Source organism: Bradyrhizobium sp. SZCCHNS2022, from assembly GCF_032377575.1.
Lineage (GTDB): Bacteria > Pseudomonadota > Alphaproteobacteria > Rhizobiales > Xanthobacteraceae > Bradyrhizobium > Bradyrhizobium aeschynomenes.
This window is the reverse complement of sequence record NZ_JAUHHZ010000001.1, coordinates 1335101-1361721: the sequence shown is the minus strand read 5'-3', so window position 1 is coordinate 1361721 and position 26621 is coordinate 1335101. Positions and strand designations below refer to the sequence as shown.

Annotated in this window: 26 protein-coding genes; 16 read left to right on the top strand and 10 right to left on the bottom strand. The window is 65.8% G+C overall.

Going from position 1 to position 26621, the window contains the following annotated elements:
• Window positions 1-63: 63 nt before the first annotated feature.
• Window positions 64-1551, top strand: a complete 1488-nt coding sequence (locus QXZ94_RS06020; protein ID WP_315719630.1) for a DHA2 family efflux MFS transporter permease subunit — start codon at window positions 64-66, stop codon at window positions 1549-1551.
• 10 nt (window positions 1552-1561) lie between these two features.
• Here QXZ94_RS06020 and QXZ94_RS06015 read toward each other — a convergent pair whose 3' ends face one another.
• A complete protein-coding gene (locus QXZ94_RS06015; RefSeq protein ID WP_315719629.1) occupies window positions 1562-2734 on the bottom strand; it encodes a sialate O-acetylesterase in 1173 nt (390 codons plus the stop codon).
• 367 nt (window positions 2735-3101) lie between these two features.
• Between QXZ94_RS06015 and QXZ94_RS06010 the strand changes: the two genes are divergently transcribed.
• Entirely contained in the window at window positions 3102-4463 is a 1362-nt protein-coding gene (locus tag QXZ94_RS06010; RefSeq protein ID WP_315719628.1) for an O-antigen ligase domain-containing protein, read from the top strand.
• Here the strand turns inward: QXZ94_RS06010 and QXZ94_RS06005 are convergent.
• The 9 genes from QXZ94_RS06005 to QXZ94_RS05965 all read right to left on the bottom strand — a co-directional run bounded on the left by QXZ94_RS06005 (window position 4448) and on the right by QXZ94_RS05965 (window position 12970).
• The gene (locus tag QXZ94_RS06005; RefSeq protein ID WP_315719627.1) at window positions 4448-5461 is read right to left on the bottom strand and encodes an acyltransferase; all 1014 of its coding nucleotides are present in this window, start codon (window positions 5459-5461) and stop codon (window positions 4448-4450) included. The two genes, QXZ94_RS06010 and QXZ94_RS06005, sit on opposite strands and share 16 nt — an antisense overlap.
• Before the next feature lie 248 nt (window positions 5462-5709).
• Complete coding sequence (locus tag QXZ94_RS06000) at window positions 5710-6927, bottom strand: hypothetical protein (RefSeq protein WP_315719626.1); 1218 nt, start codon at window positions 6925-6927, stop codon at window positions 5710-5712.
• A 54-nt stretch (window positions 6928-6981) separates the two neighbouring features.
• Entirely contained in the window at window positions 6982-8481 is a 1500-nt protein-coding gene (locus QXZ94_RS05995) for a tripartite tricarboxylate transporter permease (protein WP_315719625.1), read from the bottom strand.
• Complete coding sequence (locus QXZ94_RS05990) at window positions 8481-8969, bottom strand: tripartite tricarboxylate transporter TctB family protein (protein ID WP_172108208.1); 489 nt, start codon at window positions 8967-8969, stop codon at window positions 8481-8483. Before QXZ94_RS05990 ends, QXZ94_RS05995 begins: the two co-directional genes overlap by 1 nt.
• A complete protein-coding gene (locus tag QXZ94_RS05985) occupies window positions 8966-9934 on the bottom strand; it encodes a Bug family tripartite tricarboxylate transporter substrate binding protein (protein ID WP_315719624.1) in 969 nt (322 codons plus the stop codon). The genes QXZ94_RS05990 and QXZ94_RS05985 overlap by 4 nt, the downstream gene beginning before the upstream one ends.
• 203 nt (window positions 9935-10137) lie before the next feature.
• Window positions 10138-10500, bottom strand: coding sequence for a hypothetical protein (locus QXZ94_RS05980; RefSeq protein WP_315719623.1), 363 nt, complete (start codon window positions 10498-10500; stop codon window positions 10138-10140).
• A gap of 82 nt (window positions 10501-10582) precedes the next feature.
• Window positions 10583-10861, bottom strand: a complete 279-nt coding sequence (locus QXZ94_RS05975; protein ID WP_315719622.1) for a DUF3551 domain-containing protein — start codon at window positions 10859-10861, stop codon at window positions 10583-10585.
• A gap of 102 nt (window positions 10862-10963) precedes the next feature.
• Window positions 10964-11659, bottom strand: a complete 696-nt coding sequence (locus QXZ94_RS05970) for an RlmE family RNA methyltransferase (protein ID WP_315719621.1) — start codon at window positions 11657-11659, stop codon at window positions 10964-10966.
• Between the two features lie 237 nt (window positions 11660-11896).
• Window positions 11897-12970 carry a Ppx/GppA phosphatase family protein gene (locus QXZ94_RS05965; protein WP_315719620.1) on the bottom strand — a complete coding sequence of 358 codons (1074 nt, stop codon included), beginning with the start codon at window positions 12968-12970 and terminating at the stop codon, window positions 11897-11899.
• Between the two features lie 200 nt (window positions 12971-13170).
• Between QXZ94_RS05965 and QXZ94_RS05960 the strand changes: the two genes are divergently transcribed.
• From QXZ94_RS05960 to QXZ94_RS05895, 14 genes are all read left to right on the top strand, one after another.
• Window positions 13171-15546, top strand: a complete 2376-nt coding sequence (locus QXZ94_RS05960; RefSeq protein ID WP_315719619.1) for a xanthine dehydrogenase family protein molybdopterin-binding subunit — start codon at window positions 13171-13173, stop codon at window positions 15544-15546.
• 532 nt (window positions 15547-16078) lie between these two features.
• Window positions 16079-16363, top strand: a complete 285-nt coding sequence (locus tag QXZ94_RS05955) for a RebB family R body protein (RefSeq protein ID WP_172108198.1) — start codon at window positions 16079-16081, stop codon at window positions 16361-16363.
• A gap of 73 nt (window positions 16364-16436) precedes the next feature.
• A complete protein-coding gene (locus QXZ94_RS05950) occupies window positions 16437-16706 on the top strand; it encodes a RebB family R body protein (RefSeq protein ID WP_172108196.1) in 270 nt (89 codons plus the stop codon).
• Between the two features lie 70 nt (window positions 16707-16776).
• Window positions 16777-17046 (top strand): RebB family R body protein, encoded by a 270-nt coding sequence (locus tag QXZ94_RS05945; protein ID WP_172108194.1) that lies wholly within the window; start codon window positions 16777-16779, stop codon window positions 17044-17046.
• A 73-nt stretch (window positions 17047-17119) separates the two neighbouring features.
• Window positions 17120-17392 (top strand): RebB family R body protein, encoded by a 273-nt coding sequence (locus tag QXZ94_RS05940; RefSeq protein ID WP_172108192.1) that lies wholly within the window; start codon window positions 17120-17122, stop codon window positions 17390-17392.
• Window positions 17393-17459: 67 nt separating this feature from the next.
• Window positions 17460-17681, top strand: a complete 222-nt coding sequence (locus QXZ94_RS05935) for a RebB family R body protein (RefSeq protein WP_210265422.1) — start codon at window positions 17460-17462, stop codon at window positions 17679-17681.
• Between the two features lies 1 nt (window position 17682).
• A complete protein-coding gene (locus QXZ94_RS05930) occupies window positions 17683-18315 on the top strand; it encodes a RebB family R body protein (RefSeq protein WP_315719618.1) in 633 nt (210 codons plus the stop codon).
• Window positions 18316-18416: 101 nt separating this feature from the next.
• On the top strand, window positions 18417-18761 hold the full coding sequence (locus QXZ94_RS05925; RefSeq protein ID WP_172108188.1) for a hypothetical protein: 345 nt from the start codon (window positions 18417-18419) through the stop codon (window positions 18759-18761).
• Between the two features lie 4 nt (window positions 18762-18765).
• Complete coding sequence (locus QXZ94_RS05920; RefSeq protein WP_315719617.1) at window positions 18766-19821, top strand: hypothetical protein; 1056 nt, start codon at window positions 18766-18768, stop codon at window positions 19819-19821.
• A 20-nt stretch (window positions 19822-19841) separates the two neighbouring features.
• Window positions 19842-20534 (top strand): hypothetical protein, encoded by a 693-nt coding sequence (locus tag QXZ94_RS05915; RefSeq protein WP_315719616.1) that lies wholly within the window; start codon window positions 19842-19844, stop codon window positions 20532-20534.
• A 31-nt stretch (window positions 20535-20565) separates the two neighbouring features.
• Window positions 20566-22983: a hypothetical protein gene (locus tag QXZ94_RS05910; RefSeq protein ID WP_315719615.1), complete on the top strand. Its 2418-nt coding sequence runs from the start codon at window positions 20566-20568 to the stop codon at window positions 22981-22983.
• Between the two features lie 106 nt (window positions 22984-23089).
• Window positions 23090-24403 carry an NAD(P)/FAD-dependent oxidoreductase gene (locus tag QXZ94_RS05905; RefSeq protein ID WP_315719614.1) on the top strand — a complete coding sequence of 438 codons (1314 nt, stop codon included), beginning with the start codon at window positions 23090-23092 and terminating at the stop codon, window positions 24401-24403.
• A gap of 53 nt (window positions 24404-24456) precedes the next feature.
• The gene (locus QXZ94_RS05900; protein ID WP_315719613.1) at window positions 24457-25341 is read left to right on the top strand and encodes a hypothetical protein; all 885 of its coding nucleotides are present in this window, start codon (window positions 24457-24459) and stop codon (window positions 25339-25341) included.
• 104 nt (window positions 25342-25445) lie between these two features.
• On the top strand, window positions 25446-26087 hold the full coding sequence (locus QXZ94_RS05895; RefSeq protein WP_315719612.1) for a hypothetical protein: 642 nt from the start codon (window positions 25446-25448) through the stop codon (window positions 26085-26087).
• Window positions 26088-26621 lie beyond the last annotated feature (534 nt).

Below are 26621 nucleotides of genomic sequence, written 5' to 3'. Positions count from 1 at the left end.
GGCCCCGTTCGTCGCAGGGTGTTAAAGCCGCCGCGCCGGCCTCCTGCCCCTCCCCAGGATTCGATGAACAAGCAACGAATCATTCCGCTGATCGTCGCCACCGCCCTGTTCATGGAGAACATGGACTCCACGGTCATCGCGACCTCGCTGCCGGCGATCGCCAGGGATATCGGCACCAGCCCGCTGACCTTGAAGCTCGCGATCACGTCCTATCTGTTGTCGCTCGCGGTGTTCATCCCGGCGAGCGGCTGGACCGCCGACCGGTTCGGCGCGCGCCGCGTGTTCTCGAGCGCCGTCGCGGTGTTCATGATCGGCTCGATCGGCTGCGCGCTCGCCAATTCCGTCGAGAACTTCGTCTTCGCGCGCATCCTGCAGGGCATGGGCGGCGCGATGATGACCCCGGTCGGACGCCTCGTGCTGCTGCGCTCCGTCGACAAGAGCGCGCTGGTCGGCGCGATGGCCTGGGTCACGATCCCCGCGCTGATCGGCCCGGTGATCGGGCCGCCGGTCGGCGGCTTCATCACAACCTATTTCTCCTGGCACTGGATCTTCCTGATCAACATCCCGATCGGCATCGTCGGCATCATCATGGCGCTGCGCTTCATCGATCCGATCAAGAGCGACAATCCCGAGCCGTTCGACCTCTATGGCATGGTGCTCGCCGGCATCGGCCTCGCCGGTCTCGCCTTCGGCCTCTCCGTCGCCGGGCTCAACCTGCTGCCATGGTCGGTGGTGGGCAGCCTCGTCGCGATCGGCGCGATCTCGATGACGCTCTACGTCCGCCATTCCTGGCGGACCAATTCGCCGGTGCTCGACTTCTCGCTGCTGCGCCTGCCGACGTTGCGCGCCTCGATCGTCGGCGGCTTCATGTTCCGGCTTGGCATCGGCGCCCTGCCCTTCCTGCTGCCGCTCTTGATGCAGCTCGGCTTCGGCCTGTCGCCGTTCCAGTCCGGCCTCGTCACCTTCGGCTCGTCCGCCGGCGCCATGGGCATGAAGGCGCTGGCGGCGCGGCTGATCAAGGCTTTCGGCTTCCGTCACCTCATGACGGTCAACGCCGTCGTCAGCTCGGTCTTTCTCGCCGCCTGCGCGCTGTTCACGCCGGCGACGCCGCTCTTGCTGATCGTCATCATCCTGTTCGTCGGCGGCTTCTTCCGCTCGCTGCAGTTCACCGCGATCAACACGGTGGCCTATGCCGAGGTCGAGACCGCGCAGATGAGCCGCGCCACGACGCTCACCAGCGTCAACCAGCAGCTCGCGATCTCGGCCGGCGTCGCGGTCGGCGCATTTTCAGTTGAAACGACGATGTGGGCGCATGGCGCGAGCGAGCTCACCGCCGCCTCCTTCGCCCCGGCCTTCATCGTCGTCGCCATCACCTCGGCGCTGTCGTCATTCTTCTTCTGGCAGATGCCGGATGACGCCGGCAGCGAGATCTCGGGCCGCAAGGTCGCGGCCATCGCCAGCCGCAAGGGCGCCGAGAAAGGCGTCGAGAAGGCTGCGACGAAGTCGGCCAGCGAGACCACGCACGACGCGCGCGATCAGAAGCTCGGCTGAGTGCCGCGGCTCAGGGCTTCCGCGGGGCGGACTTCCAGTAGTCGGCCAGGCGATCGGCCCACATCTTTGCGTGCAGCTCGGTGCCGGCGCGGCTCATGTGACAGCGGTCGTGGCGCAGCGGCAGCCCGATCTGGTCGGTGTCCGGACCGGGATAAACCCCGAGCGAGGGGTTCGGCACGGCTGCCTGCGCGGAACGGATGATCTCGTCAGGAATGCTGCCGCAGAGCGTCGCCTTGGCGATGAAGATCGGTGCGGTCACGTCGGCCGCGCGCAAGCCCGCGATGATCTCGAGATCGTTGCGCAAATAGGACAGCCGCGCCGCCTCCTTCATCGTCGCGCTGACCTGCAACTGCGTGCCGTCCTCCGCGCCATTGGTCGAGAACGCAAAGGCGTTGCTCTCGCCCTGATGCCAGAGCACGGCGCTCGGCTCGAGACCGGCGTCGCGCAAGCCGGCCAACGTCGAAAGCAGCACCTCGAAATATTTGCCGCCGCGGGCGCGCCACTCCTCGACATAGGTGCCTCCGATCGCGGCGGGCGCGATCACCACCGTCTTCGCAAGCCCGCGGTCGATCAGTTCGTCCGAGAGCCGCGTGGCGACGTTCTCGCCGTCGCCTGTCGTGCCCAGCAAAGGATTGCGGGCCACATAGCAGCGGCCGTCGAAGCGGTTGAAATTGTAGAAGCGGTGACGCGGCTGATAGAGCTTCCCGCCTTGATCCGGCGCGCCGCCATTGGAGATGTTCGACTGCCCTGCGGTCAGCAGCACCACCAGCCCGTCGCGGGGAATGGCATTGCAGGGAACCGGCGTGGCCGCGCTGCGCGCCTCCTCGTTGTCAGGCAGGAGACAACGCGAGGCGTTGCCGCCCGCGATGAAATCCGCATCCGACCCGTACAGTGCCTGCGCGAGCTTGCGCTCCTTCAGCAGGCTCTGCACCTCCGGGTCGCCACTTGCGCCGTCGATGCGGCGATCGATGTCGTCGAAGGCGGCGCGGCGCGCGCGCACCTGCGCCACCAGCGCCTGAAAGCTCGGTCGCGTCGAGATCGCGCCGACGGCGCAAGCAGCACAATTGCCGTCGCGCGACTTGGCCGCGGTGGTCGGCTGGCAGACATCGCGTGGCGGCAGCACCTCCGCCGCACCGGCCGTGGCGGGCAAAGAGACCAACCCGAGCCCGGCAACGATTGACATCAATATGCTTCGCATCAGCTCCAGCCCAATCGACAGGGAGAGTTCGGCTACCATGTAACGAGGAATCGGACGATCACGTTGCTCACCGTCATTCCGGGGCAATCCTCAATGCGCAGCCGCGAAGCGTCTATGCGTTGAGGATTGAACCCGGAATCTCGACATGGTCGACGCCAGACAATCTCGAGACTCCGGGTTCAAGGCCTGCGGCCTTGCCCCGGAATGACGGGGGTTGTGAGGCAGGACAATCCGAGACGCTCGTGCGAGGAGAGGTCGGACACAGGCTTTTCCATTATAGTCTGCCACCATGAAGGAAAGCCGAATCGACGCGCAACCGCTCGCCGCCCTGGCGATGGATTGTTGGCCGACAGTGCTTCTGCTGTTGGCAGCGGCTCTCGCCGGTCCCGTCCTCGGCGGACTGGTCAGACCGGCCTTCATCCTCGGCTGCGCCGCCGCCGGCTGGTTTGCGTGGCGTCGCAGCGCCACCGCTCACGTGCAGTCGGCGATCATCATGTTCGCCTTTGCCCCGTTCGTGCGTCGCCTGGTCGACATCTCCGCAGGCTTCGACTCCTCGGGCATCATGCTGAGCGGCCCGCTGCTGTTCATCCTCATGCCGATCCCGAGCCTGATCCTCTCGCCCGCGGGCAGAACCGGACCGAGCAATTCGTGGCTGGTGCCGCCGTTCATCATCCTGGCCTGCATCCTCTACGGCGGCGCGCTGTCGATGTTCCAGAACGACTGGTTCAATGCCGCCAATGGCGGCATGAAATGGGCCGCGCCGGTGCTCTACGCGATCGCACTGCAGCAGCAGGCCCGATCCGACACTGTGCTGATCGATGCGATCACGCGCGTGTTCATGATCGTGTTGCCGCTCACCGGCCTCTATGGCATCTGGCAATATGTCGATCCGCAAAACTGGGATCGGTTCTGGATGGTGAATGCCAGCATCACCTCCGCCGGCTATCCGCTGCCCTACATGGTGCGCGTGTTCAGCACGATGAACGGACCTGCCAGCTATGCGACCTTCACGGCCACCGGCCTGCTGCTGGTCGGCTTCCTGCGGCCGGGCTGGCTGGCGATGATCGCGATGGCGCCGGCGGCGCTCGGCCTGTTGCTGTCGCTCTATCGCACCAGCTGGATCACGCTCGCCGTCGGCGTCCTGTTCTGCCTGTTCTTCCCCGCGACGCGAACGCGCTCTCTGTCGCTGACGATCGGGCTGCTGGCCGCGGTGGTCGTCACCGTGCTGTTCACGCCGTTTGCGGATGTCATCACCTCCCGTTTCGAGTCGCTCGGCAGCGTGTCGCAGGACAGCAGCGGCAGCGAGCGACTCGACGAGTTCGTGATGCTGTGGAACGCGCCGAACAGCATGGTGCTGGGATCCGGCTTCACCATCACAGACGTCGGCGTCGCCGGCGCGATGCCGATCGACGGCCAGATCATCGCAAGCTGGGTGACGATGGGCATCCCGGTCGGGCTGATCTGCCTCGCGGCCTACATCTGGGTTGGTCTCACGGCCACCGCCGCCGCCTGGCGGCTGCCGACGCGCGAGGGCGTCGTGCTCGGCGCGCTCGCCATCAGCGCGCTCTTGATCCAGCTGCCGCTCACCAGCATCTCTTCGGGCGAAGTGTCGGCGCTGTTCTGGATGCTGGTCGCGATGGCCTGCCCGAGCGACCAGACGGCCGGCCAGTCCCAGCCCGCCGTCGGCCGACAGCAGCATCAGACCGGGGCCTGATCGGACGCGACACGCGGCGCGATCGCCGCAGATTGCGCCTTGCGCCTGGCAGGCGCCGCCAGTCCAAACAGCGCGAGCAGATGCAGTCGCTGCAAGACCACATGGGCGATCAGAGGAAGCACGATACCCGCCGCGGTTCCGGCCAACAGATAGAGCCAGGGCCATGTCGGGATGTGCGCCTTGAGCATGATGATGCGCATGCCCGAGCCGGCGAGGATGTGCAGCACATAGATCGTCATCGACGCGACGCCGACGGCGGCGAGCCAGCGGTGATGCGCGGGGTCGAGCAGCCGGCAGAACAGGACCGTACCGGCAATCCCGAGCACGCAGGCCGGCAGCGAGGCGAGGCCGTTGGCGTCCATGCCCGACAGATGACCTCCGAGCGCCACCGCAGCGGCGAACGCTGCGGCAATCATGATCAGCAGCGGCCAGCCCCGCGGGCGCCATTCCGCCATCAGGCGGGCGCCGTACAGGCCAGCGACATAGAACGGCAGGTGATGCAAGGTCAGCGCGAGATCGGGACGGACAGGAAGCATCAGAAACACAGCGAAACCGGCCAAGGCGAGCGATACGAGGACCGTCCGCGACGGAACGATCACCACAACCAGGTGGCAGAGCATCAGCGCGTAGAGAAACCAGAATTGCGCGATCGGGCGATACCAGATCGCCGCGAGATCGCTCGGATGGATCGGAATGTTGGCATCCCGCGCCAGCAGCATCGTGGTCCCGCCCTGGATCAGCGACCACAGCACGTAGGGATAGGCGATGGTCCAGAGCTTGGAGCTCAGGAACGGGCGCGCGCCGTGCCGCAGGCTGTGCTGCACGTTCAAGCCCGCCAGGAAAAAGAACAGCGGCATGTGGAACGTGTAGAGCGTGTAGTCCATCCAGCGCGCGAGCGCCCCGTCCGGAAAAATCCCAGGGCGCACCAGGCCGCCGAGCACATGGCCGTAGACGACCAGGATCACGCCGATGCCCCGCGCGTAATCGATCCACACCATACGCGTGGTGTCAGCCGTCGCTTTCTGCGTTCCCGCATCCATGCCCGATAGGCCCTGCCTGCGCGCAGCGCGTCCGGACCATCGTCCCTGCGACGCCCGCGCGGCACTCCAACGAGACATATCGCACGTGGCCTTCCGGTGCCGTCTGTCTTCGGCGCCGGATACCGGGCATTTTGATGTTAGTCTTAATCACCCCTGACCGAGGCTCGCGAGCCAAAGGGGGTCGTTGCGCAACGATATTCGGAACGTCAGGGCACCTGTTCACCGGTGAACGGGTTCCAGCCGGTCTCCGCCAGCACCGCCCAGGCCGTCGCGCCGAGATGCGGCCGCTTGAAATAGAAAAAATCGGGGATGGTGCTGTTCCCGCTCGGATCGATTGACAGACCCGTGGTCACGCGCGCACCGCGGGTCGCGTTGAGAAGCCCCGAGGACGTCCGGTCGTTGCGCATGCCCGCCAGCAGGCGCTGAGCTGCGGCCTTGTCGCCGACCATGCGATAGGCCAGCGCAGCTTGCGCCGTGCCCTCGACCCAGGCGCCGTCGCGATCGCCGTTGAAGTCGAAGCCATTGTCCACGGCGAGATTTCGTTCAGCAAAACCGAGTGCCTTGCGCCAGTCGAGCGCATCCGGGACCGCCATCCAAGGCCAGAGCTGAACGTCAAGCGCGAGGAGATTCCGGTCGGCGAGGCTGCCGTCCGGCTTGGTGCCGAGCAGGAAGTGATCGCCTTGGAAGGCGCGATCGAGCAGCCGCCGCGCCGCTTTGGCGGCGTTCAGATAGCGCGGCTCCGACGTGAGGCGTGCCAGCCACGCGGCGACCGCATAGACGTCGGTGTTGTGCTCGGTCGACATCCAGGTCAGCCGCACCTGCTGCGGATCATAGCCGTGAAAACCGCCGCTGAAGCCCTCGGACCCGTTCGCGGCATGGCCGAGGATCCAGTCCATCAGCTGCCGCGCGCCGGACAGATACGCCGCCTCTCCAGTTGCCTGGTGCAAGGTCAGCAGCGCCAGCGCCGCCCAGGCGACATTCCCTGTCGCAGTACCATCCTGTGCGGCATCCTCGCCCCAGATCTTGTGTCGATCGTCCCACCAGCCCGGCAGCAGCGCAGCCCCAGAACCCACGGGACCAGCGCGATAGGCATTCCGCAGCCGGCCATCGTCGAAGCTGCGATCATGGGACATCGCATGCGTCAGGGCGTTGCCGATCGTCCGCGCCTGATCGACGTGGCCGCATGCGACAAGCGCGATCGCAGCGAGCGCGTTGTCGTAGACGAAAGCGGTCGTGGACAGGCCAAGCGGCAATTCCCCATCGCCATCGGCTGGCTCATAGCTGCGAATGAACACCGCCTCCCGGGCCGCGAGCTTCGGTGCAACCGCTTTCATGAGTCCCGGACAGAACGAAACCTCAGCCTGCGTCGCGCCCCCACTGCCCAACAGCGCCACCGCCAAGACGACCATGAACGTGAGCCTCATAGTGACGCCACCGCACATATCATGGGCCGCACCGAACCGGTGGTCTGGCCTCCCTCAATCCTCATTCGCCTTGAAGCGCCCGAGGCCCTTCAGGACGAACGGCGCGATCAGCGCAATCAGCGCGACGACCAGCAGCGTCGCCGAGATCGGCGATTGCAGCAACGTCATCGGGTCGCCGAGACTGATCGCCAGCGCGCGCCGCAACTGGCTCTCGGCGATCGGCCCGAGGATGAGGCCGACGACGACGGGCGCGATCGGGAAATCGAAGCGCCGCATCAGGAAGCCGAGCACGCCGAATCCGGCCAGCATCGACAGTTCGACCACGGACGGCTTTGCGGCGATGGTGCCCATGGTCGCGAACACGAGAATGCCGGCGTACAGCCACGGCGTCGGGATCTTCAACAACCGCACCCACAAGCCGATCAGCGGCAGGTTCAAGACCAGCAGCATCGTGTTGGCGATGAACAGGCTCGCGATCAGGCCCCAGACGAGATCCGGACGCTCGGCAAACAGCAGCGGGCCCGGATTGAGGCCGTATTGCTGGAAGCCGGCGAGCATCATCGCGGCGGTCGCCGAGGTCGGCAGGCCCAAGGTCAGCAGCGGCACGAGCGTGCCGGCGGCCGATGCGTTGTTGGCCGCTTCGGGTCCGGCGACGCCTTCGATCGCACCCTTGCCGAACTCATCCGGATATTTCGTCAGCCGCCGCTCGGTCGAATAGGACAGGAAGGTCGGAATCTCGGCGCCGCCCGCAGGCAATGCGCCGATCGGAAAGCCGAACATGGTGCCGCGCAACCAGGGCTTCCAGGACCGCTTCCAGTCCTCGCGCGTCATCCACAGCGAGCCCTTGATGGCCTCGATCTTCTCCTCGGTGTGATGCCGGCGCGAGGCGACGTAGAGCGCTTCGCCGACGGCGAACAGGCCGACTGCGAGCGTCGTCACCTCGACGCCGTCGAGCAGCTCGGGCACGCCGAAGGCGAGCCGTGCCTGTCCGGTGAGCTTGTCGATGCCGACAAGGCCGAGCGTCAGACCGATGAACAGGCTGGTGAGGCCGCGGATCGGCGAGTCGCCGAAGGTCGCGGAGACCGTGATGAAGGCGACGCACATCAGTGCGAAATAATCCTCAGGGCCAAAGCGCACGGCGATGTCGACGAGATAGGGGGACAGGAATGCCAGGCCGATGGTGGCGATGGTGCCTGCGACGAACGAGCCGATCGCCGAGGTCGCCAGCGCCGGGCCGCCGCGGCCGGCCTTGGCCATCTTGTTGCCTTCGAGCGCGGTGGCCATCGAGGCGCTCTCGCCGGGCGTGTTGATCAGGATCGCGGTGGTCGAGCCGCCATACATGCCGCCGTAATAGATGCCCGCGAACATGATCAGCGAGCCGCCGGGATCGAGCTTGTAGGTGACCGGCAGCAGCAGCGCGACGGTCAGCGCCGGCCCGATGCCCGGCAGCACGCCCACCGCCGTGCCGAGGAAGACGCCGATCAGCGCATACAGCAGGTTCATGGGCTGGGCGGCGATCGCCATCCCATGCGCGAGCGCGGCGAAGGTGTCCATCACAGCAATCTTTCGAGCGGACCGGCGGGAAGGCTCAGGGTGAGGAGACGGTCGAAGGCGACGTAGATGAGCGTCGTCAGCACGGCGCCGATGACGAGATCCATGACGAAGGCGCGGCGGCCGAACGCGGCCGATGTCGTGACGAACAGCGCCGTCGTCGCCAGGATGAAGCCGCCGCCGAAGCCGATGATGCCGATGAGCAGCGCGAGGCCGACGAGGATCAGCAGCACCGCGAACGGATCGGAGCTCTCGCGAGGCGGCAGATTGCCCCTGAGGGCATCGATCAGATTGGCCAGCGCCAAAATGCCGAGCCCGATCGCGATCACCACCGGCATCACCTGCGGCCCCATGCCGTACATCGTGGTCGCAGGGATCTGATTGGCATCGTAGACCAGCACCAGCGCGACCGCCGCGAGCAGCGCCGCGATCACGATGCCGGCCTTGTCGACGCCGCGCGCCGGAGCTTCCGTGCCGACGCCGTCGGTCATGATTTGACGAGACCGACCGACTTCAGCACGTCGGTGACGCGGACGTTCTCCTTCTTGAGAAACTCGGCGAATGCGTCGCCCGGAAGGTAGGCGTCATCCCAGCCCTTCTGCTTCAGGATTTCCTTCCACGCATCCGACTTGACCATCTTCTCGACGGCCTCGCTGAGCGTCTTCTTCTGCTCGGGCGTGATGCCGGGCGCGGCCACGACCGAGCGCCAGTTGGCGAGCACGAGGTCGATGCCCTGCTCCTTGAAGGTCGGGATGTCGACACCGGGAATGCGGTTCTCGGAGGACACACCGATCGCGCGCAGCTTGCCGCTCTTGATCTGCCCGTCATACTCGGAGAGCCCGGAAATGCCGGCGGTGACCTTGCCGCCGAGGATGGCCGCCAGCGACTCGCCGCCGCCCGAGAACGGGATGTAGTTGACCTTCTTGGCATCGGCCCCGATGGCGCCCGCGAACAGCGCGGCCATCACGTGATCGACGCCGCCCGCAGAGCCGCCCGCGAACGTGACCTTGGCGATGTCGGCTTTCAGGGCCGTCGCGAGATCCTGCGCCGTCTTGATCGGCGAATTGGCCGGCACGACGATGACCTGGATCTCCTCGGTCAGCCGCGCGATCGGCGTCACCTGCTCCAGGGTCACCGGCGACTTGTTCATGGCGAGCGCGCCGACCATGACGAAGCCGTTGACCATCAGCTGGTTGCCGTCGCCCTTGGCGCCGTTGACGAATTGCGCGATGCCGACCGTGCCGCCCGCCCCCGCCACATTGGTGACCTGGACGCTGCGCGCCACGCCGGATGCGACGAAGGCCTGCTGCATCGCGCGCGCCGTCTGGTCCCAGCCGCCGCCGGGCGCGGCCGGCGCCATCACCTTGAGCTCGAGCTGCTGGGCAATCGCCGGAGCACCGGCCAGCGACGTCAACACGATGGCTGCGCCGAACAGACGCGTACGGAACGAATTCAAGGCAATCCTCCACGGTGGGCCGAACGAGCGGCTCGCGCTTCTTCTCTTGGCTCTCAGGTTCTTGGCTCAGAGGTGCGACATTTCAGCGGGAAACCCGGCCCCTGTCCAGACAGGAATGGTTGTCGCGCGCATCCGGGCCATCGGACCAGCCTGCGCGCCCGCAGCGGTTGCGCAATGCGGCAGCGAATTCTGGATCGCGGAGACTATCCGCAGGTCCACACCATCCCGATCGGGGTCCGTGTCCAGCACGGACCGAAGCTGCCGCCATTGTATTGGCCGCGGTAGAAGCCGGGACGGCCGAAATAGTGCCACTCGCCGTTGTAGAGCATGTATTTCGGCGTGCCGTCGATATACCAGTGGCGACGGCTGCCGCGTGGCGGACCGTTACGCATCGCCTCCTTGTCGGCATAGAGCGGCAGGCTGTTGTTCGGCGGCTGCTTGTAGCCCGGCAGGAAGCCGTAGCCCTGCCAGCGGTGCGCCTTGCGCTTGTGCGACGGCGCGGCCATCGCAACCGCGGGCAGCAGCAGCAGGAGCATCACGAGCGAAATGATAGAACGATGCGGCATTGCGGCAGCCCGATTGCGATGAGGTCCCGGATCCTGAGCTTGATCGCGCGGCACGGCAACGGCCGTTCCGTCATGAAATGTTTCAGTGATGCCGGCGATGCGCGCGGCGCGGTGGCGGCTGCGGCGGGGCATAGAAGGGATTGAGGTCGCACATCGCCGCCCGGCCCGACGCGGTCGCGCGGCATTGCGGCAGCGACGTATAGCTGCAGTCGATCCACTCGCCACCGCCGAACCGGCCGCCTTCATAGACCTTCATGCACACGGGATAGCGCGGATCGTAGGCCTGGGCGTGAGCAGCGCCCGACAGGACGGACCCGACCGCCAAACCCAGCACGAGGGCGCTCCAGTTGAGGACACGCATGCAGGACCTCCGGACTCGACGTCTCGCCGGCCCAGGCCGATTCCCGAGACGGTGATTGCCCCTGCTCTGTATCGCCAGGGCGCAAAAGCCGCAATGACGCCATTACAACAGGTCGGTCTGCTCTCCGCCGCGAAAGCCCATCGCCAGCACGTAGCGCTCGGAGGAACCCTGCCGGCTGGCAGCCGGCTTGACGTGACGGACGCTGGCGTAATCGCGCTTGAGCTGCGCCAGCAGCTCGGCGTCGGCGCCGCTCTGGAACGTCTTGGCGAGAAACGCGCCGCCCGGCTTCAACACCTCGCCGGCAAAATGCGCGGCGAGCTCGACGAGGCCGACGATGCGCAGCTGGTCGGTCTTGCGATGGCCGGTGGTGTTGGCCGCCATGTCGGACATCACGACGTCGGCGCGGCCGCCGAGCGTCGCGCGGAGCTTCTCGGGCGCGTCAGCGGCATGAAAGTCGAGCTGGGTGAACGTCACGCCGGGGATCTCGCCCATCTCCAGCAGGTCGATCGCGATCACCTTGCCCTTGCCCGCCTCGGCGCCGACCCGCCGCGCCGCGATCTGGCTCCAGCCGCCGGGCGCAGCGCCGAGGTCGACCACGGTCATGCCGGGTTTCAGCAGGTGATGCTTGTCGTCGATCTCGAGCAGCTTGTAGGCGGCGCGCGAGCGATAACCGTCGCGCTTGGCCTGGGCCACATAGGGATCGTTGAGCTGCCGCTCCAGCCAGAGTTTCGAGGACAGCTTGCGCTTGCCCCCGGTCTTGACCTGCACATGCATGCGGCCGGTGGTGTCTTTTGCCATGTGTTTCTCGATGGTCGTGACCGGATGCCGACGACGTAAGATCGGTCGATGATCAAGGTCCGACAGCCACTATTTGGTTCACCCTCCCCTGGAGGGGGAGGGTCGATCGGGAGCGAAGCGAGCGATCGGGGTGGGGTGAGCCACGGAAAGACTGCCCGTGGGGCTCACCCCACCCCGACTCCCATTCGCTGCGCTCCATGCGAGACGACCCTCCCCCTCCAGGGCAGGGTGAAGAGTTTACGCCGTCCTGAGCGCGCCGTCCTCGCGCATCATTTCGACCAGCATGCCCTCGCGCAGGCCGCGATCGGCGACGCGCAGCCGCGGCAGCGGGAAGGATTGCCGGATGGCATCGAGAATGGCGCAGCCGGCCAGCACGAGGTCGGCGCGGTCGATGCTGATGCAATTGTTCTCGGCGCGCTCCTGGTAGCTCATGGCCAGGAGCTTGCCGATGGTCGTCGTGATGTCGGCATCGTTGATCCAGATGCCGTCGACGCGACGACGATCATAGCGCGCGAGGTTGAGATGAATGCCCGCGAGCGTCGTCACCGTGCCGGAGGTGCCGAGCAGATGCATGCCGGCGAGATCGCCGCCATTCTCGGCCGCGAACGGACCGACATGCTCGGCCACCGCATCGACCATGGCGGTGTAGATCTCCGGCGTCACGTCACGACCCCCGAAGCGCTCGGCCAAGGTCACGACCCCGAGCGGGATCGACATCCAGGCCTTGATGCGCGGCTCGGCATTGCGATCCGACGGATCACGCTCGATCCGGACCAGCTCGCTGGAACCGCCGCCGATGTCGAACAGGATCGCCCCGCGCCCGCCAGGATCGAGCAGCGGCGCGCAGCCCTTGACGGCCAGCGCCGCCTCCGTCTCGCGGTCGATCACCTCGAGCTCGATGCCGGTCTCCGCCGCCACCCGGCTGCGGAACCCTTCGGCATTGGCCGCCGCCCGACAGGCCTCCGTCGCGATCAGGCGCAGGCGCCGCGCCTTCTTCGACTGGATCTTGTCCCGGCAGATCGAAAGGGCGGCAATCGCCCGATCCATCGCCGCATCGCTGATGCAGCCGGTGGTCGAGATGCCCTCGCCCAGCCGGACAATGCGCGAGAACGAGTCGACCACGCGAAAACTGTCGCCCGACGGACAGGCGATCAGGAGCCGGCAATTGTTGGTTCCGAGGTCCAGGGCCGCATACACGCTGCTGCCATGGCTGGCGCAGGCTGTGGTCGCGACGTCCAGACCCGGACGCAAGCCGGGCTCCAGGTTCCCGCGCGGCGTGGGACTCTCCCGCAGCCGCGTGTCATTGATCATTCAAATGTCTTTCCGCTGGCCGAACCGGCCCAGATGGAAGTTCTCTTTCCCGAGACATTATCAGTGGATAGCGCCGGCGCAACAGCCCCTCCGTCAGGCGTGATGCACCATTCCTAATCAACCGTTGTCCGGCCGCGGGCGCTGCACTATCTGGGAACAGCCCGCATTTGCGACCAATCCAGCCCGTTGGGTCCTCATCCATGCAAGATCACACCTCCCCCGCCTCCCTCGAAAACGCAATTGCGCTGCAGAAATACGGCGTCGGGCAGCCGGTTCGGCGCAAGGAGGATGACACGCTGGTGCGCGGGCACGGCAAATATACCGACGATTTCAACCTGCCCGGCCAGGCGCATGCCTGGATCGTGCGTTCCAGCCACGCTCACGGCATCATCAAGGGCATCGACACCACGGCAGCCAAGGCCATGCCGGGCGTGCTCGGCGTCTGGACCGGCGCCGACCTGGCGGCGGCCGCTTACGGCCCGTTCACCTGCGGCCTGCCGCTGAAGAGCCGGGACGGTTCGCCTCTGCTGCAAACCAACCGCGCCGCACTGACCACCGACAAGGTGCGTTTCGTCGGCGATCCCGTCGCCTTCGTGGTGGCGGAGACCGCGGCGCAGGCCCGCGACGCGGCCGAAGCGGTCGAGGTCGATATCGAGCCCCTGCCCGCTGTCACCAATGCCGAAGAGGCGACCAAGCCGGGCGCGCCGCAGCTCTATGATCACATCCCGAACAACGTCGCGCTCGACTACCACTATGGCGACACGGCCAAGATCGACGAAGCGTTCGCCAAGGCGGCGCACGTGACCAAGCTCGACATCGTCAACACCCGCGTCGCCGTGGTGTCGATGGAGCCGCGCGTGGCGCTGGCCGCGTTCGACGGCAAGAGCGAGCGATTCACCTTGCAGGTGCCGACGCAGGGCGTGTCCGGCAACAAGGCGACGCTGGCCAAGATCCTCAACGTCGCACCGGAGAAGGTTCGCATCGTCACCACCAATGTCGGCGGCTCGTTCGGGATGAAGAACGTCTCCTATCCCGAATATATCTGCATCCTGCATGCCGCCAAGGCGCTGGGGAAGCCGGTGAAATGGCGCGACGAGCGCACCACCGCCTTCCTGTCGGACAGCCAGGGCCGCGACCAGATCATCCATGGCGAGCTGGCGCTCGATGCCGACGGCAAGTTCCTCGCGGTGCGTCTCTCCGGCTATGGCAATCTCGGCGCCTACATCATGGGCGTGGCGCCGCTGCCGCTGTCGCTCAACACCGGCAAGAACCTCGCCAGCGTCTACAAGACACCGCTGCTCGGCGTCGACATCAAGACCGTGCTGACCAACGTGACCCTGATGGGCGCCTATCGCGGCGCCGGCCGCCCCGAGGCCAACTACTTCATGGAGCGGCTGATCGACACCGCAGCGCGCGAGATGGGCATCGACCGCCTCACCATCCGCAAGCGCAACTTCATCAAGCCGAGCCAGATGCCGTTCCCGGCGGCCTCGGGCGTGACCTATGATTCCGGCGACTTCGCCGCGGTGTTCGAAAAGGCGCTGCAGGTTTCCGACTATGCCGGCTTCGCCAAGCGCAAGCGCGAGAGCCGCAAGGCCGGCAAGCTGCGCGGCATCGCCGTCGGCTCGTATCTGGAGGTCACCGCGCCGCCGAGCGGAGAGCTCGGCAAGATCACTTTCGATGCCGATGGCGGCGTGACGCTCACGACCGGCACGCTGGATTACGGCCAGGGTCATGCGACGCCGTTCGCGCAGGTGCTGTCGGCGCAGCTCGGCGTTCCCTTCGAGAAGGTGCGGCTGGAGCAGAGCGATTCCGATCTCGTGCGGTTCGGCAACGGCACCGGCGGGTCGCGCTCGATCACGGCGACCGGCCAGGCCATCGTCGAGTCCTCGCAGCTCGTCATCGCCAAGGGCAAGCAGGCGGCGGCGCATCTGCTGGAGGCCTCGGAGGCCGACATCGAGTTCGCGGGCGGGCAGTTCACCATCGCCGGCACCGACCGCAGCATCGACATCATGGAGCTGGCGCGGCGCATGCGCGAGGGCAAGATGCCCGAGGGCGTGCCGGCCTCGCTCGACGTCGACCACAATTCGACCGCGACCGAATCGACTTTCCCCAACGGCTGCCATGTCTGCGAGGTCGAGATCGAACCCGATACTGGCGTGGCGCAGATCGTCGGCTACACCGCGATCAACGACTTCGGCACGGTCATCAATCCGATGATCGTCGCCGGGCAATTGCATGGCGGCGTGGCGCAGGGCATCGGCCAGGCGCTGATGGAGCATCTGCGTTATGACGAGAGCGGCCAGCCGATCACGGGATCACTGATGGACTATGCGCTGCCGCGCGCTTCCGACGTGCCGATGATGACGGTCGACAACCATCCGGTGCCCGCCAAGAGCAATCCGCTGGGCACCAAGGGCTGCGGTGAGGCCGGCTGCGCCGGATCCATGGCATCAGTGATCAACGCGGTGATCGATGCGCTGTCGGACTACGGCGTCAAGCATCTGGACATGCCGCTGACGACCGAGAAGCTGTGGCGCGCGATCCAAGACGGCAAGGCAAAGACGGCAGCGTAGTCGCCTCCGCATTGCAGGGAAACGCGCGGGGGCTGTTGCACCCTGCTCGCCGCATCGATCCCTGCCCTCTCCTCCGTCTTGACCGCATTGCGGGCGCAGCGGCGCAGCGAAACAATCCAGAATCTTGCCACGGCGGCAGTCTGGATGGCTTCTCTGCGCTCGCAATGACGGCGCAGCCGGAAGACCGCTTGGCGAACACCACAGCCGCCGCATTCGCGACTTGCTCTCGCTGACACCGATCATGGGCTTGGGCGGCTGATCCCGTTTCCGAGAAGGCATGCCACCGAAATCCCGTCGTGCGCGTACGGGCAGATCGCTGAATTGCGGCAGAATCGACGGAACGACCCGGCCGTTTTCTCCCGGATTTGTCCCTGAGTTCCATCCCTTTCGACTATCGCGCGAGTTCGGCTCTCCCTAGGGTTGTTGCAACGCCGGTTGGCATCCTCGGGACACGCCCGGACGCCGGTGCCACGCCGAACGACGCGCGATGCGTCACGAGGTGGATCTCGGTTCAAACAGGGAGAAGGACGAGATGGCTTTCCCGACGTCGGTCAATGACCAGATCACCGATTCCGTCACCCAGGCCAACACCAAGGTCCTCGGTGATGCGCCCGCGATCGCGATGGGCAACCTCTATCAGGCCACGGCGCAGGCGCTGGCCAACGCCGCGCACAACGCGACCAATGCGCAGCAGCAGAGCTACGTGACGACCCAGGCCGCGACCACCATGGGCGTCGCCACGCTCTACTCGCTCGACACCGCGACCACCGGCGTCGCAACCGCCGACATCCTCAACACTGGCGTCAAGGGCCTCTGACCAGCTGACGCGCGCTCCGTACCAGTTTGCTTCCCGACCACCTCGATCGCCTTCCACCTGAAAGGACCAAGCCATGGCATTCCCGACCTCAGTCAACAATCAGATCACCGATTCCGTCACCCAGGCCAACACCAAGGTGCTCGGCGACGCGCCGGCGATCGCGATGGGCAACCTGTTCCAGGCGACCGCGCAGGCGCTGGCGAACGCCGCCCACAACGCCACCAACTCGCAGCAGCAGAGCTACGTGACCGCGCAGGCGGCAACGACCATGGGCGTCGCCACGCTCTACTCGCTCGACACCGCCGCCACCGGCGTCGCCACCAAGGACATCCTGTCGTCCTGACGCAGCACGAGCGCGGGACCGGTCACGCCCGATCTTGGCACGCGCCTAACGATCCCAGGGAGCTGGTGAGATGGCATTTCCCACGGCAGTCAACAGTCAGATCACGGACTCCGTGACCCAGAGCAACGTCCAGGTGCTCGGTACGGCACCCGCGATCGCGATGGGCAACCTGTACCAGGCGACGGCGCAGGCGCTGGCGAATGCGGCGCATAACGCCACCCTGGCGCAGCAGCAGATGTACGTCACTGCCCAGGCAGCGACGACGGCAGGCGTCGCGCTGCTGTATTCGCTCGATACGGCGTCGACCGGACTGGCGACGTCGACCATCCTGAAGAGCTAGGCATCGTCCCGCGTGACGCCTGGCCGATCGAGAGACGACCCTACGTCAACAGCACTCGCAAAGGAGAGACATCATGGCATTCCCGACCGCCGTCAACAGTCAGATCACCGACTCCATCAGCCAGGTGAACACCAAGGTGCTCGGTGATGCGCCGGCTGTCGCGATGGGCAATCTGTTCATCGCCACCAGCCAGGCGCTGTCCAACGCGGCCCACAACGCGACCAACAACCAGCAGCAGTCCTACGTGACGATGCAGGCCTCGACCACGCAGGGCATCTCCACGCTGCTGACGCTCGATACCGGGACGACCGGCATCGCCACCGAGAAGGTGCTCGGCCTGGTGTAGCAGGCCGTCCATCGACGGTGCCGCCGGCTAGCCGCAGGCGTGCGCGCTGCCAACGGAGCGGTTCGCCGTGCCAACTGCATCCGCATCGCTGACGGCCGTGGTCGACGGCAACGTGGTCAATGTCGGGCTCGCGCCATCGGTCGCCATGGGGATGACCTATGTGGCGATGGCCGACAGCCTCGGGCTCGCGATGGCGAACGCCGCGGCCAATCAGCAACGTGGCCAGGTCCTGGCCGGCGCGGCGCTCGCGCAGGTCCTGGCGATGATCATCGCGCAAGGGAGCTCGTGACATGAACGATCCGGGGACGGTCAACAGCCAGATCATCGACTCGACGACCGGCGTGGTCACGCTGCTCACCGGGCAGTCTCCCTCGCAGGCCTTCGGGCTGCTCGACGCCGTGATGGTCGAGACGCTCGGCATGGCGATGCACAATGCCATCGGTCGCCAGCAGGGCGCGAGCGTGATCGGCTCAGCAGCGGTGACGGCGGCCTGCGCCAAGATGCTGTCGGTGCCGTTTCCGATCGCACCGCCGCCCGTGCCGAAGCCTCCGCCGCCCTCGGTCGATCCGCTGCCCGGACCGCCGCCCAACACCTCGCCCAGCGCGGCGGTCGCCGCGGCCTTCGCCGAAGCGGAAAGCGCGGTGACGGCCCTGAAGATGCAGGCCAGCGCGGCCTCCAACCTCGCGCAGACCGCGACCGCCGATCTCAACCAGATCGTCGCCGATGCCGGCGGCACGGCGCCGTCGGCCCCGCCTACGCCGGGCACCTCGATCGCCACCGCCTATGCCGATGCCGAGACCGCGATCGATACGCTGAAGGCGCAGGCCGCGACCGCAAACAGCCTGGCACAGACCGCGCAGGACGATCTCAACAAGCTGATCACCGAGGCCGGCGGCACGCCGCCTGCTCCGCCCAAAACCTGATCGCCTCCGGCCAGGCCCCGGGCCGGACAACCTGACGAGACCATCATGATCCGGGATGCCGCTCCCCTGCCGCGGCGGCCGGTTCGGTTGAGGAAACGCAGATGCCGAGCAATGTCGACGCCCAGATCATCGACGTGATCAACCAGGTCCAGAAGGCGACCATGGCGCCGCAGGTCGTGCTCACCAGCGGCGCCGGCAAGGCCTATCAGTCGGTGGCGCAATCGGCGGCAATCGCGATCCAGGATGCGGCGGACGCCCTGCGCAACGTCTCGACCATCGCCACCACCGCCTCCGGCGTCGCCATGGCGCAGCTGCTGGCGACCGGCGAGCCGAAATATGCCGAAGCGCTGGTGACGGCGCAGGGCATGATGAAATCGGCGACGGAGGACTTCGCGCAGATCGGCGCCGCCGCCTCCACCATCCTCAAGAACTTCCCGTCGGGGTGATGTCATGACGGTGACGGTCGCAAACAGGCTGATCCAAGGCCGCGGCGGCCTCTCCGAGATCGGGGCGGTGGTCCTGGCGTTCATCGACGGCGGAGTGCAATGGCTGGACTGGGCGGTGCGCGCGCCGACCGCGAGCTACAGCTTCCCGGACGAAACGAGCATGATGGCCGAGATCCAGGACGGGCTGCACGGCTCGCCGCTGGCGCTGCTGCCCGGCCTGTGCCTGCAGGTCAGCCCGGTCAAGCTGCTGACCTTCAATCTCGGCGACCTGCGCACGCTCGCGAAGGCGGAGACCGGCGCACAGGATGCGGCGACGGCGAGCCAGACCGAGAGCATCCTCAGTGCCCACGGCATTCGTGGACAATCGGACCTCGCCGCGGTCCCGGCCCTGCTCACGCAGCTCGGCGTCGCGGCAGCGCCCGTGTTCCAGTGCCTCGGCCTCAACGAGACCATTGCTCTGTGGGAGCTCATCGCGCTGCCACAGCCGCAGGACGGCAACCCCGACATCCGCAACGACGCGGCGGCATTCGCCGTTCAGCAGGCCCGCACGCCCGACGAATTTTGCGACTACTACCGCATCTACATGGCGCTGACGGCCAAGCTCAAGAGCGCCGCCAGCTCCGCCGATCAGCGCCTCTCACAGGCCAATGCCGCGGTGCAGACGCTGCTGCCGCTGATGTTCGGTGCGCTCGACTGCCCGCAGGTCAAGGGCCTGGTGCCGCCGCACGAGGTCGCGGCCGCCGTCAACAATTGGCTGCGCCAGGGCCGGCGGCTCGGCTTCGCCCGGCTGTCGGAGGGCGTCTGCCGCATCATCGAGAGCACGACCTTCACGCAGGAGACCGGCGCGGCCGCCCAGCAGGTCGTCACGCTGTATCTTGCCAACGCCCAGTCGTTCCTATCCGCCAACCATCCCAAGACCGGCCGGATCAGTCAGGACGGCCGCTCCTGCATCCTGCCGACGCAGTCGGGCAATCTCTACGCCGAGCTTTACCTGGGCGCCGACGGCGACATCACCTTGCGCCAATTCCGGCGGATCGCACCGCCCGCCGAAAAGAGCTGACATCCGAGAGGCAGGCCATCATGAGCGAGCAGCAGCAGATCCCGACCTCGTCGTCCGAGAACGAGCCCGACATCCTGCTCGACAATCCCTATGCCGGACCGATGCTGCCCGAAGCCTTCGTCGAGCAGATCGAGGAGCAGTCGGCGGCAGACCTCGCCCGCCATGCCGAGCTCGAAGCCGAGCTGATCGAGAGCGGCACCGACGAGGTGGTCGCGGTCGAGCAGCAGGTGGAGACGGCGGAGGACGAGACCGTGAGCGAGATCGACGAGCCGGCCGCACCTCCGCTGTCGTCCCATTCCATCCATCAGATCGAGCACCGCCTCGCCGAGGCCGCGCGGGCGATCGCCGCGGCTCAGCACGCCTTCAACGAAGCGGTCGGCCGGACGGCTGCCGCGATGGAGCGCAAGATGGCAGCGACGCAGGCAGCCATGCTGTCGCGCCGGCCGCAGGTCGAGCCGCTGCCTCCTCCCATGGAATACGCCTCGCCCACGGTCGAGACCGCCGAACAGGCCGTCGCAGCCTCGATCATCGCCACGCGCCAGGCCACGGGCTTCACCGACCGCCAGCTGTCGGCAATGGCCGCCGCGGGCCGCGCCATCATCGCCGAGGCCCAGGAGGCCGCCGAGCAAAGCGTCATCGCCGCCGAACGCTCCATCGGCGCCGCGATGGCCGCGAGCCAGCCGCCGATACAGCGCACCGCAGCAGCATCCTGAGCTGGCGCGCTGCGGACGGAGAACACGACGCATGCCCGGCACGCTCTGCGACAAGGATGACGCGGCCCTCGAGGCCCTCGGGCTGATGGCGAGAACGGTCACGGAGATCATCGCGCAATCGCAGCCGCCCGCTCCGGTCACGATCGACTATGTGAACGACCATCACGACCTGACGATCCGGTGGGTCCGGAAAGGACCAGAATTGCCGCTCTACTGGCCTCCCTATCCGGACGCCATCGCGGCGCTCAGCGCGCGGGAGAGCTCCGCCAAACAACGCCAGCTGCGCTCGAGCCTGCTGATGGAGCAATATTTTCGGATCGAGACGGGTCCACTTCCGCCCGGAGGAGATGCGCAGAATGCCCGTGACAATGTCAATGCGCAGTCGAAGCAGCTGTACGAGGTCGTCGAAGCCTACAAAAAGGGGGGCGATCTCATCAATATCGGTGCCCGCGCACAAGATATCGCAAAGGAATTCGTGAAGATCTGCCAATACCTCATCGACCTCGATCCGAGCATGCAGACCATCACATGTCTGCAGACCTGCATTGAAATGTGCAAGGCGGTGCCGGTCGAATGCGCGAAGATCAAACCAGGCGCCTTAGTTGACGAAGCGCGCGCCGTGGCCAGCACCTGCCTGAGAAATCTCACTGCCGTAAGCGACGCACTGCACAGCATCGTCCACGGCTTCTGCATCGTGACCAACAACGAGGCCATACCGCACTTCTTCCTTCTGCGTCTTCTCGTTCCCTATAGCCTTCTCGTAAGAAGGAGCGAAGACGGCATCTACCGCAGCATTGCAAGCTCCCAACTGACGAAGCTCCTGCACAATGAGCAGGATTGGCTGTTCAAGCTGCTGCAGCGGATGATCGCCGCCTTGTCACGTGAGCTCGACGGCAAAGTCGTCTTCTTCCTTAAAGGCGGTCGCGGCCTGGCCTATCTCCTGGGCACGCCCGAGCGCGGTGAAAACGACTGGGACACGCAGATCCTCATCGATCCCTATCTGCCTCCGGGCGAGTGGTGGCAACTCTACGAGCGGACTCGCGCCATTGTCGACAACATGCTGCTGCGCGACAACTTCATATTCTCCGCCAATCTGATGGCCAATGCCCCCTCCCTCATCGTCTCCACGGAGACCTATGCAAGGACAAGGGCCAGCTCGGTCGAGACCCTCGACAAGGTGATCGACAACGTCTTCGTGCTCGCCTGGCAGGACACGATCGACGAGAATGCCTTGAGTCTGGATCCGTTGCTTTCGCTGGAAAGCGTCTGGCGCGAGATCGCCGACAAGCCGTCAGGCAGTTGCAAGGCGGAGCTGGTCGACGTCGGCATTCCGCGCTACTATACGATCGAGCTCCTGCAACAATGGCGGCATGTCCGCCGAAGCATCAAAACGGTCAATGGCGTTCCGTATCCGGGCGCCAGCTACTTCATCGACGACCTGATCGACGTCATCCGGGAGTCCGACGCCGGCATATCCCCCTCGGCGAACAAGCGTGAGACGCGGCTGGCGCGGCTGCTGGAGGTCTTGGGCACGGACGATGCGCAGCTCTACGTGGCATGGGAACAAGGGTTCGTAACGACCGCCGGGCTCGTCTTGTGCCAGCAGCAGGTCTCCCGTGTCGGTCTCCCGCGCATTCGGGATCTCGCGTGGATCTTGCTCGGCCAGTTCTGCGTCGCCTACGAGCTCGCACTCGATCCCGGGCTTGCCGAGGCATTCGATGTCGTGAACAGCGCGACGCTCAAGGATCTGATCGATGGCATGTCCAGCGAAACAGAGATCAAGCAGGCAGGACTGGTGTTCAAGTGGTGTGACGCCGTCTCCGCCATGATGGTCACGCATCTCGCGGAGCGCGGGAGATTCGTCCTGAGCCAGAACGCGGCCATCTTCGGGCTCACGGCCCAGGTTGCCGTCGCACCGAAAGTGCTGGCCGTGGCGGAAGGAAGCTATGCCGCCAATCTCCACCGTCTCTTCGCGTCACCGACGATCGAGGGCAACGTCATTCCCGCCGAATTTGCCGCCATCGACCTGCACTACGAGACATGTGTGAGCGAAAGCGAGATCTCCGACTCGCAGCTCACCAGCTTTGCCCAGATGGTCGAACAGACTGCCAGCCAGATCCCGGCCTTCGGAATCGTCGGCAAGATCGCCCCCCTCAACACCGTCAATGTGTTTGCCAAGACATCCCTGCCACTGGGCACGACCAGCTACTGCCCACTGTTGATCCGCTTCTCGCTGCGTCCGCGCCTCAGCAGCAATATTGTTCTCAACCGTGTTGGACCGCTCGCCGTGTTGGGTCTGCTCGAGCTGATACCCTGGTGCCGCGGGCGCGCAGCCGATGTCGGTGAATGGGCAACGCGCTGGAAGCTCGCAGAGACGCTCGGCACGTTGATCGCGATGGAGGCCGCGGTCCTCGCAAGGCCGCCCCGACAGCTCAGGGCAAGGCTCTGAAAAGCGGCGTCGCCTCTGCGCAGGCAAGGGGACGGCGTCGCACATGAACTGAACGCGCCGGGAGCGATATCGCCTCCCTCGATCGTTCCACCAAGGACTGACGAACATGGTCAAGGTCGTCATCATCGGCGGCGGCTGCGCAGGGCTCGGGGCAGCTCAATTGTTGCTGAAGAACAAGCAACACGTCACTCTGGTCGACGCCTACGAGCGCTTCGGCGGCCGCGCCTGGACCCGGCCGGATCAGGGGTTTCCCTTCGATCTGGGACCGCAGTTCATTCAGGACCCCGAGGTCAATCCGTGGACCGGGATCGCGAAGTCGCTGGACTTCGAGCTGCTTCCCCGCGACGACAAGGCCGCCGGGACGTACTACCGCGTCCAGCTCGACGGCGTCTGGCAGAACAGGCTTGGTACCCCTGGGATCAACGAGGTGCAAACGCTGCTGGATGAGGGCTACGCGGCGGCTATTCAGTCCCGCAACGCCGCTCCGATCGCCCAATCCCCCACGTCGGGCGCCGATGCCGCGCTTGCGCTCGGCTCCAGCCAATATGGATCGATCGCGGAATCCGCCGAGCCCTGGCAATATATCGCGGCCGACCGGGAGCGACAGGCTGAAGGCAGCGGCGAGGTTCTGTTCGTCGAGAACGGCATCGGCACCCTCGTCGACGCCTATGGGCGCAGCCTGCAAAAGAGCTTTCCCGACACGCTGACGCTCCACCCCGCGACCGTCGTCTCGGCCGTCCGGCTGCTGACTGCCGAAAATCGTGTGCGGATCTGCGCCGGCGAGCAGGTGGTCGGCGACTACGACTACTGCATCGTCACCGTGCCCTGCAGCGCAATCGCCGGCATTGCGTTCGAGCCGCCGTTGACCTTCGAGCGGACCACCGCCCTGACCTATGTGCTGCTCGGATCCTACAAGAAGGTCGCGTTCTGTCCGAAGCAGATGCCGGACGCGATCGCGCCGAGCTGCGACTACTATGTCTACGACGGTGCACTGGGAGGCTGCTGGCAATATTTCCGCCTGCCGACGGCGCCGCAGGCGTTGATCTGCGTGGCCTCCGGCAACTTCGCTCACATGCTCGACAGGATGGACGACGAGACGGTCGTTGCCGCGCTGTTCAAGGTCCTGAATGCAGCCTACGCGCCCGCGGAGATCGTCCCCCTCCAGAAACCCATGCTCACCAACTGGTCGATGCAGCCTCACATCCGCGGCGCCTACTCGTTCACCCGCTACGACGGCGGCAATGCCAACGATCCGACGGCGCTGAATGCGCGGCTGGAGCTCGGCAAGCCGCATGGCGGGGGACGAATCCTTTTCGCCGGCGAAGCCACCTGGGTGGACGCCTACGGCACGATTCACGGCGCCTTCTACTCGGGTGAACGAGCCGCAACGACGATTTTGCAGCAGGCCGGCTGGGCCTGACGCGCCAGCCGATGGACCATTGATCGACTGATACGAAACTCTGGGAGACTTCCATGCCGAACCTTCCCATGGCCGTCATACGCCGGCTGTTCAGCTACGAGCGGACACGGAACGGGCAGCAGGTCCCGAACACCATCACCGGTCCGCTCTATCAGTATGCGTGCTGGAACTGGGTGCTCAGCGGCGGAACGCTGACCGTTGACGACTTCAAGAGCAACAGCAGCATCATCGCAAACGTGCTGAACACGGACGCGATGGGCTATCCACTGGGCATCAAGCAGGATGCCGCTCAGCAATATCCCCAGGAGGGAAACGCCGTCGATCTCCAGCGCATGGCGGCGTTGTTGCGGGAGGCAACCATGGAAGGACCTGAGCTCGAACAGGACTGCGCGCCCCAGACGGAGTTTCTCGAATGTCTCGTCCGCATCATGCTTCGCGTCAACGGGCTCGAACCAATTCCGTTCGATGCCGACAGCCGCTACAACGTGATCGTCCGCAGCAAGAACTGGTGGAACACCGATCATTGGGCTCTCAGGCTGTATCTCGGGCCAGCGGCCAAGCAGCAGATTCAGACGGTGCCGGATTGGCCGCTGATGTTCTCATGTTCGAAGGTGTGGGATGAAGACCTCGCCTTCGTCGCCGTGACGATTGCCGGACTGCATCAGAACCAGGTCGATCAACTGGCGACCGTGCCGTACTCGACGTGCCGCGGCTGGGTGATGCGGACGAAGAAGGAAGGAGGAAGCTTTCCCTTCGTCTGTCAGGCCCCGATCCGTTCCGGCTCGGGGCAGTGCGGCCGATGCGGCTTCGTCGCCTGCGAGGCGCATCTCGGAAGCTACGACGAGGCCGGCGTCTTCCACTGGGGCACGCAGGATGACGGCCACTACAAATGCCAACGCTGCGGTGAGGGCATCGTCCATGTGCTGGCGCTGGAATGACTCCGGCCGCGATCACCGATGTCGCGCCCAGCTGCAACGCAGGCGATGGCGTGCCGCGTCCCGCTTGAGACCGCAAGGCAGCTTTGCGCCTCGAGGACCAGATCATGAATGAGAAAGAATTTTGTGAAGGCCTGCTGGCCTGGGCCAACGACCGCGGCATCGCCGGCCTGCAGCTGGTGACGGCGCTCGATGATGGAGGCTACGAGGCTTGGCTACAGGCCGATCTCGCAGGATATCTCAAGGCCAAATACAAGGGACAGATAGCCCGCGAGCAGAGCGTCTACCATCAGGAGAGTTGGCGGGTCGATCTCCTGCTCAACCCCGAATTGTTGACGAAGTATCAAATTCTCGTCGAGATCAAGGCTCAGACAGCAAAGCAGAGTGCGCCGACCTTCATGTCGGAGGTCGAGAAGGATCTCAAAAAGCTGGACGAGGGCCGCCGCAACATCTACGTGGACAGCGGCGCCTTCATGCTCGCGGTCACCATCGAAAAGTCCGCGGATGATGGCATGTCCGGCTGGAAGCCGGACGACGTCAACTACATCTTCAACCGCGTGCTGTCGGTCGGCGGCATCGCCTTCTATCTCGCATTTTCGGGCAGCGAGGGGGAATGGCGAGCCGCCAAGGAGATCGACAAATCCGCGATCGACAAATCCGCGATCGGCAAGACCACGATGGAGAGCATGCCAAAGGTCGGCACACCGCGGGTCAATCAGCAGCTCTTCGGCCCGGGTGACAGCTTCTGAGAGCATCCGCGGCTGGACGCGTAATACCCTCTTCTCCCAGGCCGCCCTCCGACGCCGCTGTCATACTCCGGACCGGTCGATGACGACCATGCGCCGGCGCCGCGCGGTCCTTCGGAGACGAACCAGGCGGCAGCGCCGCGGCTCGCTTGGCGGATCATCGTCGAACACGCTCGATCCTGCTGACGAACGCAAGGCGGATCTCGACGGCGACGCATCAGCGAGCAGCCGCGTCGGATGCGATACGCGCGAACCTGCAACGGACGACTTTGATCGCGATAGCGCTCCCTGATGGGCCGCGGCCCGTGGCACTGGGACGGGGCTGCGGGCCGAACCGGGCGATGGCACAGCCGCGAACACGTCCGAGAACAGGTCTTCGCCTGGGCTTCGACCTACCGGCCGGGGCCGACGCGACGTCTCGGAAGAGCGCTCAGCGAAGATGTCGCCTCCATCCGGGCTCCGGCCTGCCGACCCTTCAGCAAGCACCTTCACAGGACGCGGTGCGGCCGGCAGTCGCGTTTGACGGGTTGCACCCTG

Bases quoted from the DNA above. Each gene is read 5' to 3' on its own strand.
- QXZ94_RS06020 (WP_315719630.1), top strand. From the start codon at position 64: ATGAACAAGCAACGAATCATTCCGCTGATCGTCGCCACCGCCCTGTTC.
- QXZ94_RS06015 (WP_315719629.1), bottom strand. From the start codon at position 2,734: ATGTCAATCGTTGCCGGGCTCGGGTTGGTCTCTTTGCCCGCCACGGCC.
- QXZ94_RS06005 (WP_315719627.1), bottom strand. From the start codon at position 5,461: ATGGTGTGGATCGATTACGCGCGGGGCATCGGCGTGATCCTGGTCGTC.
- QXZ94_RS06000 (WP_315719626.1), bottom strand. From the start codon at position 6,927: ATGAGGCTCACGTTCATGGTCGTCTTGGCGGTGGCGCTGTTGGGCAGT.
- QXZ94_RS05995 (WP_315719625.1), bottom strand. From the start codon at position 8,481: ATGGACACCTTCGCCGCGCTCGCGCATGGGATGGCGATCGCCGCCCAG.
- QXZ94_RS05990 (WP_172108208.1), bottom strand. From the start codon at position 8,969: ATGACCGACGGCGTCGGCACGGAAGCTCCGGCGCGCGGCGTCGACAAG.
- QXZ94_RS05980 (WP_315719623.1), bottom strand. From the start codon at position 10,500: ATGCCGCATCGTTCTATCATTTCGCTCGTGATGCTCCTGCTGCTGCTG.
- QXZ94_RS05975 (WP_315719622.1), bottom strand. From the start codon at position 10,861: ATGCGTGTCCTCAACTGGAGCGCCCTCGTGCTGGGTTTGGCGGTCGGG.
- QXZ94_RS05970 (WP_315719621.1), bottom strand. From the start codon at position 11,659: ATGGCAAAAGACACCACCGGCCGCATGCATGTGCAGGTCAAGACCGGG.
- QXZ94_RS05965 (WP_315719620.1), bottom strand. From the start codon at position 12,970: ATGATCAATGACACGCGGCTGCGGGAGAGTCCCACGCCGCGCGGGAAC.
- QXZ94_RS05960 (WP_315719619.1), top strand. From the start codon at position 13,171: ATGCAAGATCACACCTCCCCCGCCTCCCTCGAAAACGCAATTGCGCTG.
- QXZ94_RS05955 (WP_172108198.1), top strand. From the start codon at position 16,079: ATGGCTTTCCCGACGTCGGTCAATGACCAGATCACCGATTCCGTCACC.
- QXZ94_RS05950 (WP_172108196.1), top strand. From the start codon at position 16,437: ATGGCATTCCCGACCTCAGTCAACAATCAGATCACCGATTCCGTCACC.
- QXZ94_RS05945 (WP_172108194.1), top strand. From the start codon at position 16,777: ATGGCATTTCCCACGGCAGTCAACAGTCAGATCACGGACTCCGTGACC.
- QXZ94_RS05940 (WP_172108192.1), top strand. From the start codon at position 17,120: ATGGCATTCCCGACCGCCGTCAACAGTCAGATCACCGACTCCATCAGC.
- QXZ94_RS05930 (WP_315719618.1), top strand. From the start codon at position 17,683: ATGAACGATCCGGGGACGGTCAACAGCCAGATCATCGACTCGACGACC.
- QXZ94_RS05925 (WP_172108188.1), top strand. From the start codon at position 18,417: ATGCCGAGCAATGTCGACGCCCAGATCATCGACGTGATCAACCAGGTC.
- QXZ94_RS05920 (WP_315719617.1), top strand. From the start codon at position 18,766: ATGACGGTGACGGTCGCAAACAGGCTGATCCAAGGCCGCGGCGGCCTC.
- QXZ94_RS05915 (WP_315719616.1), top strand. From the start codon at position 19,842: ATGAGCGAGCAGCAGCAGATCCCGACCTCGTCGTCCGAGAACGAGCCC.
- QXZ94_RS05910 (WP_315719615.1), top strand. From the start codon at position 20,566: ATGCCCGGCACGCTCTGCGACAAGGATGACGCGGCCCTCGAGGCCCTC.
- QXZ94_RS05905 (WP_315719614.1), top strand. From the start codon at position 23,090: ATGGTCAAGGTCGTCATCATCGGCGGCGGCTGCGCAGGGCTCGGGGCA.
- QXZ94_RS05900 (WP_315719613.1), top strand. From the start codon at position 24,457: ATGCCGAACCTTCCCATGGCCGTCATACGCCGGCTGTTCAGCTACGAG.
- QXZ94_RS05895 (WP_315719612.1), top strand. From the start codon at position 25,446: ATGAATGAGAAAGAATTTTGTGAAGGCCTGCTGGCCTGGGCCAACGAC.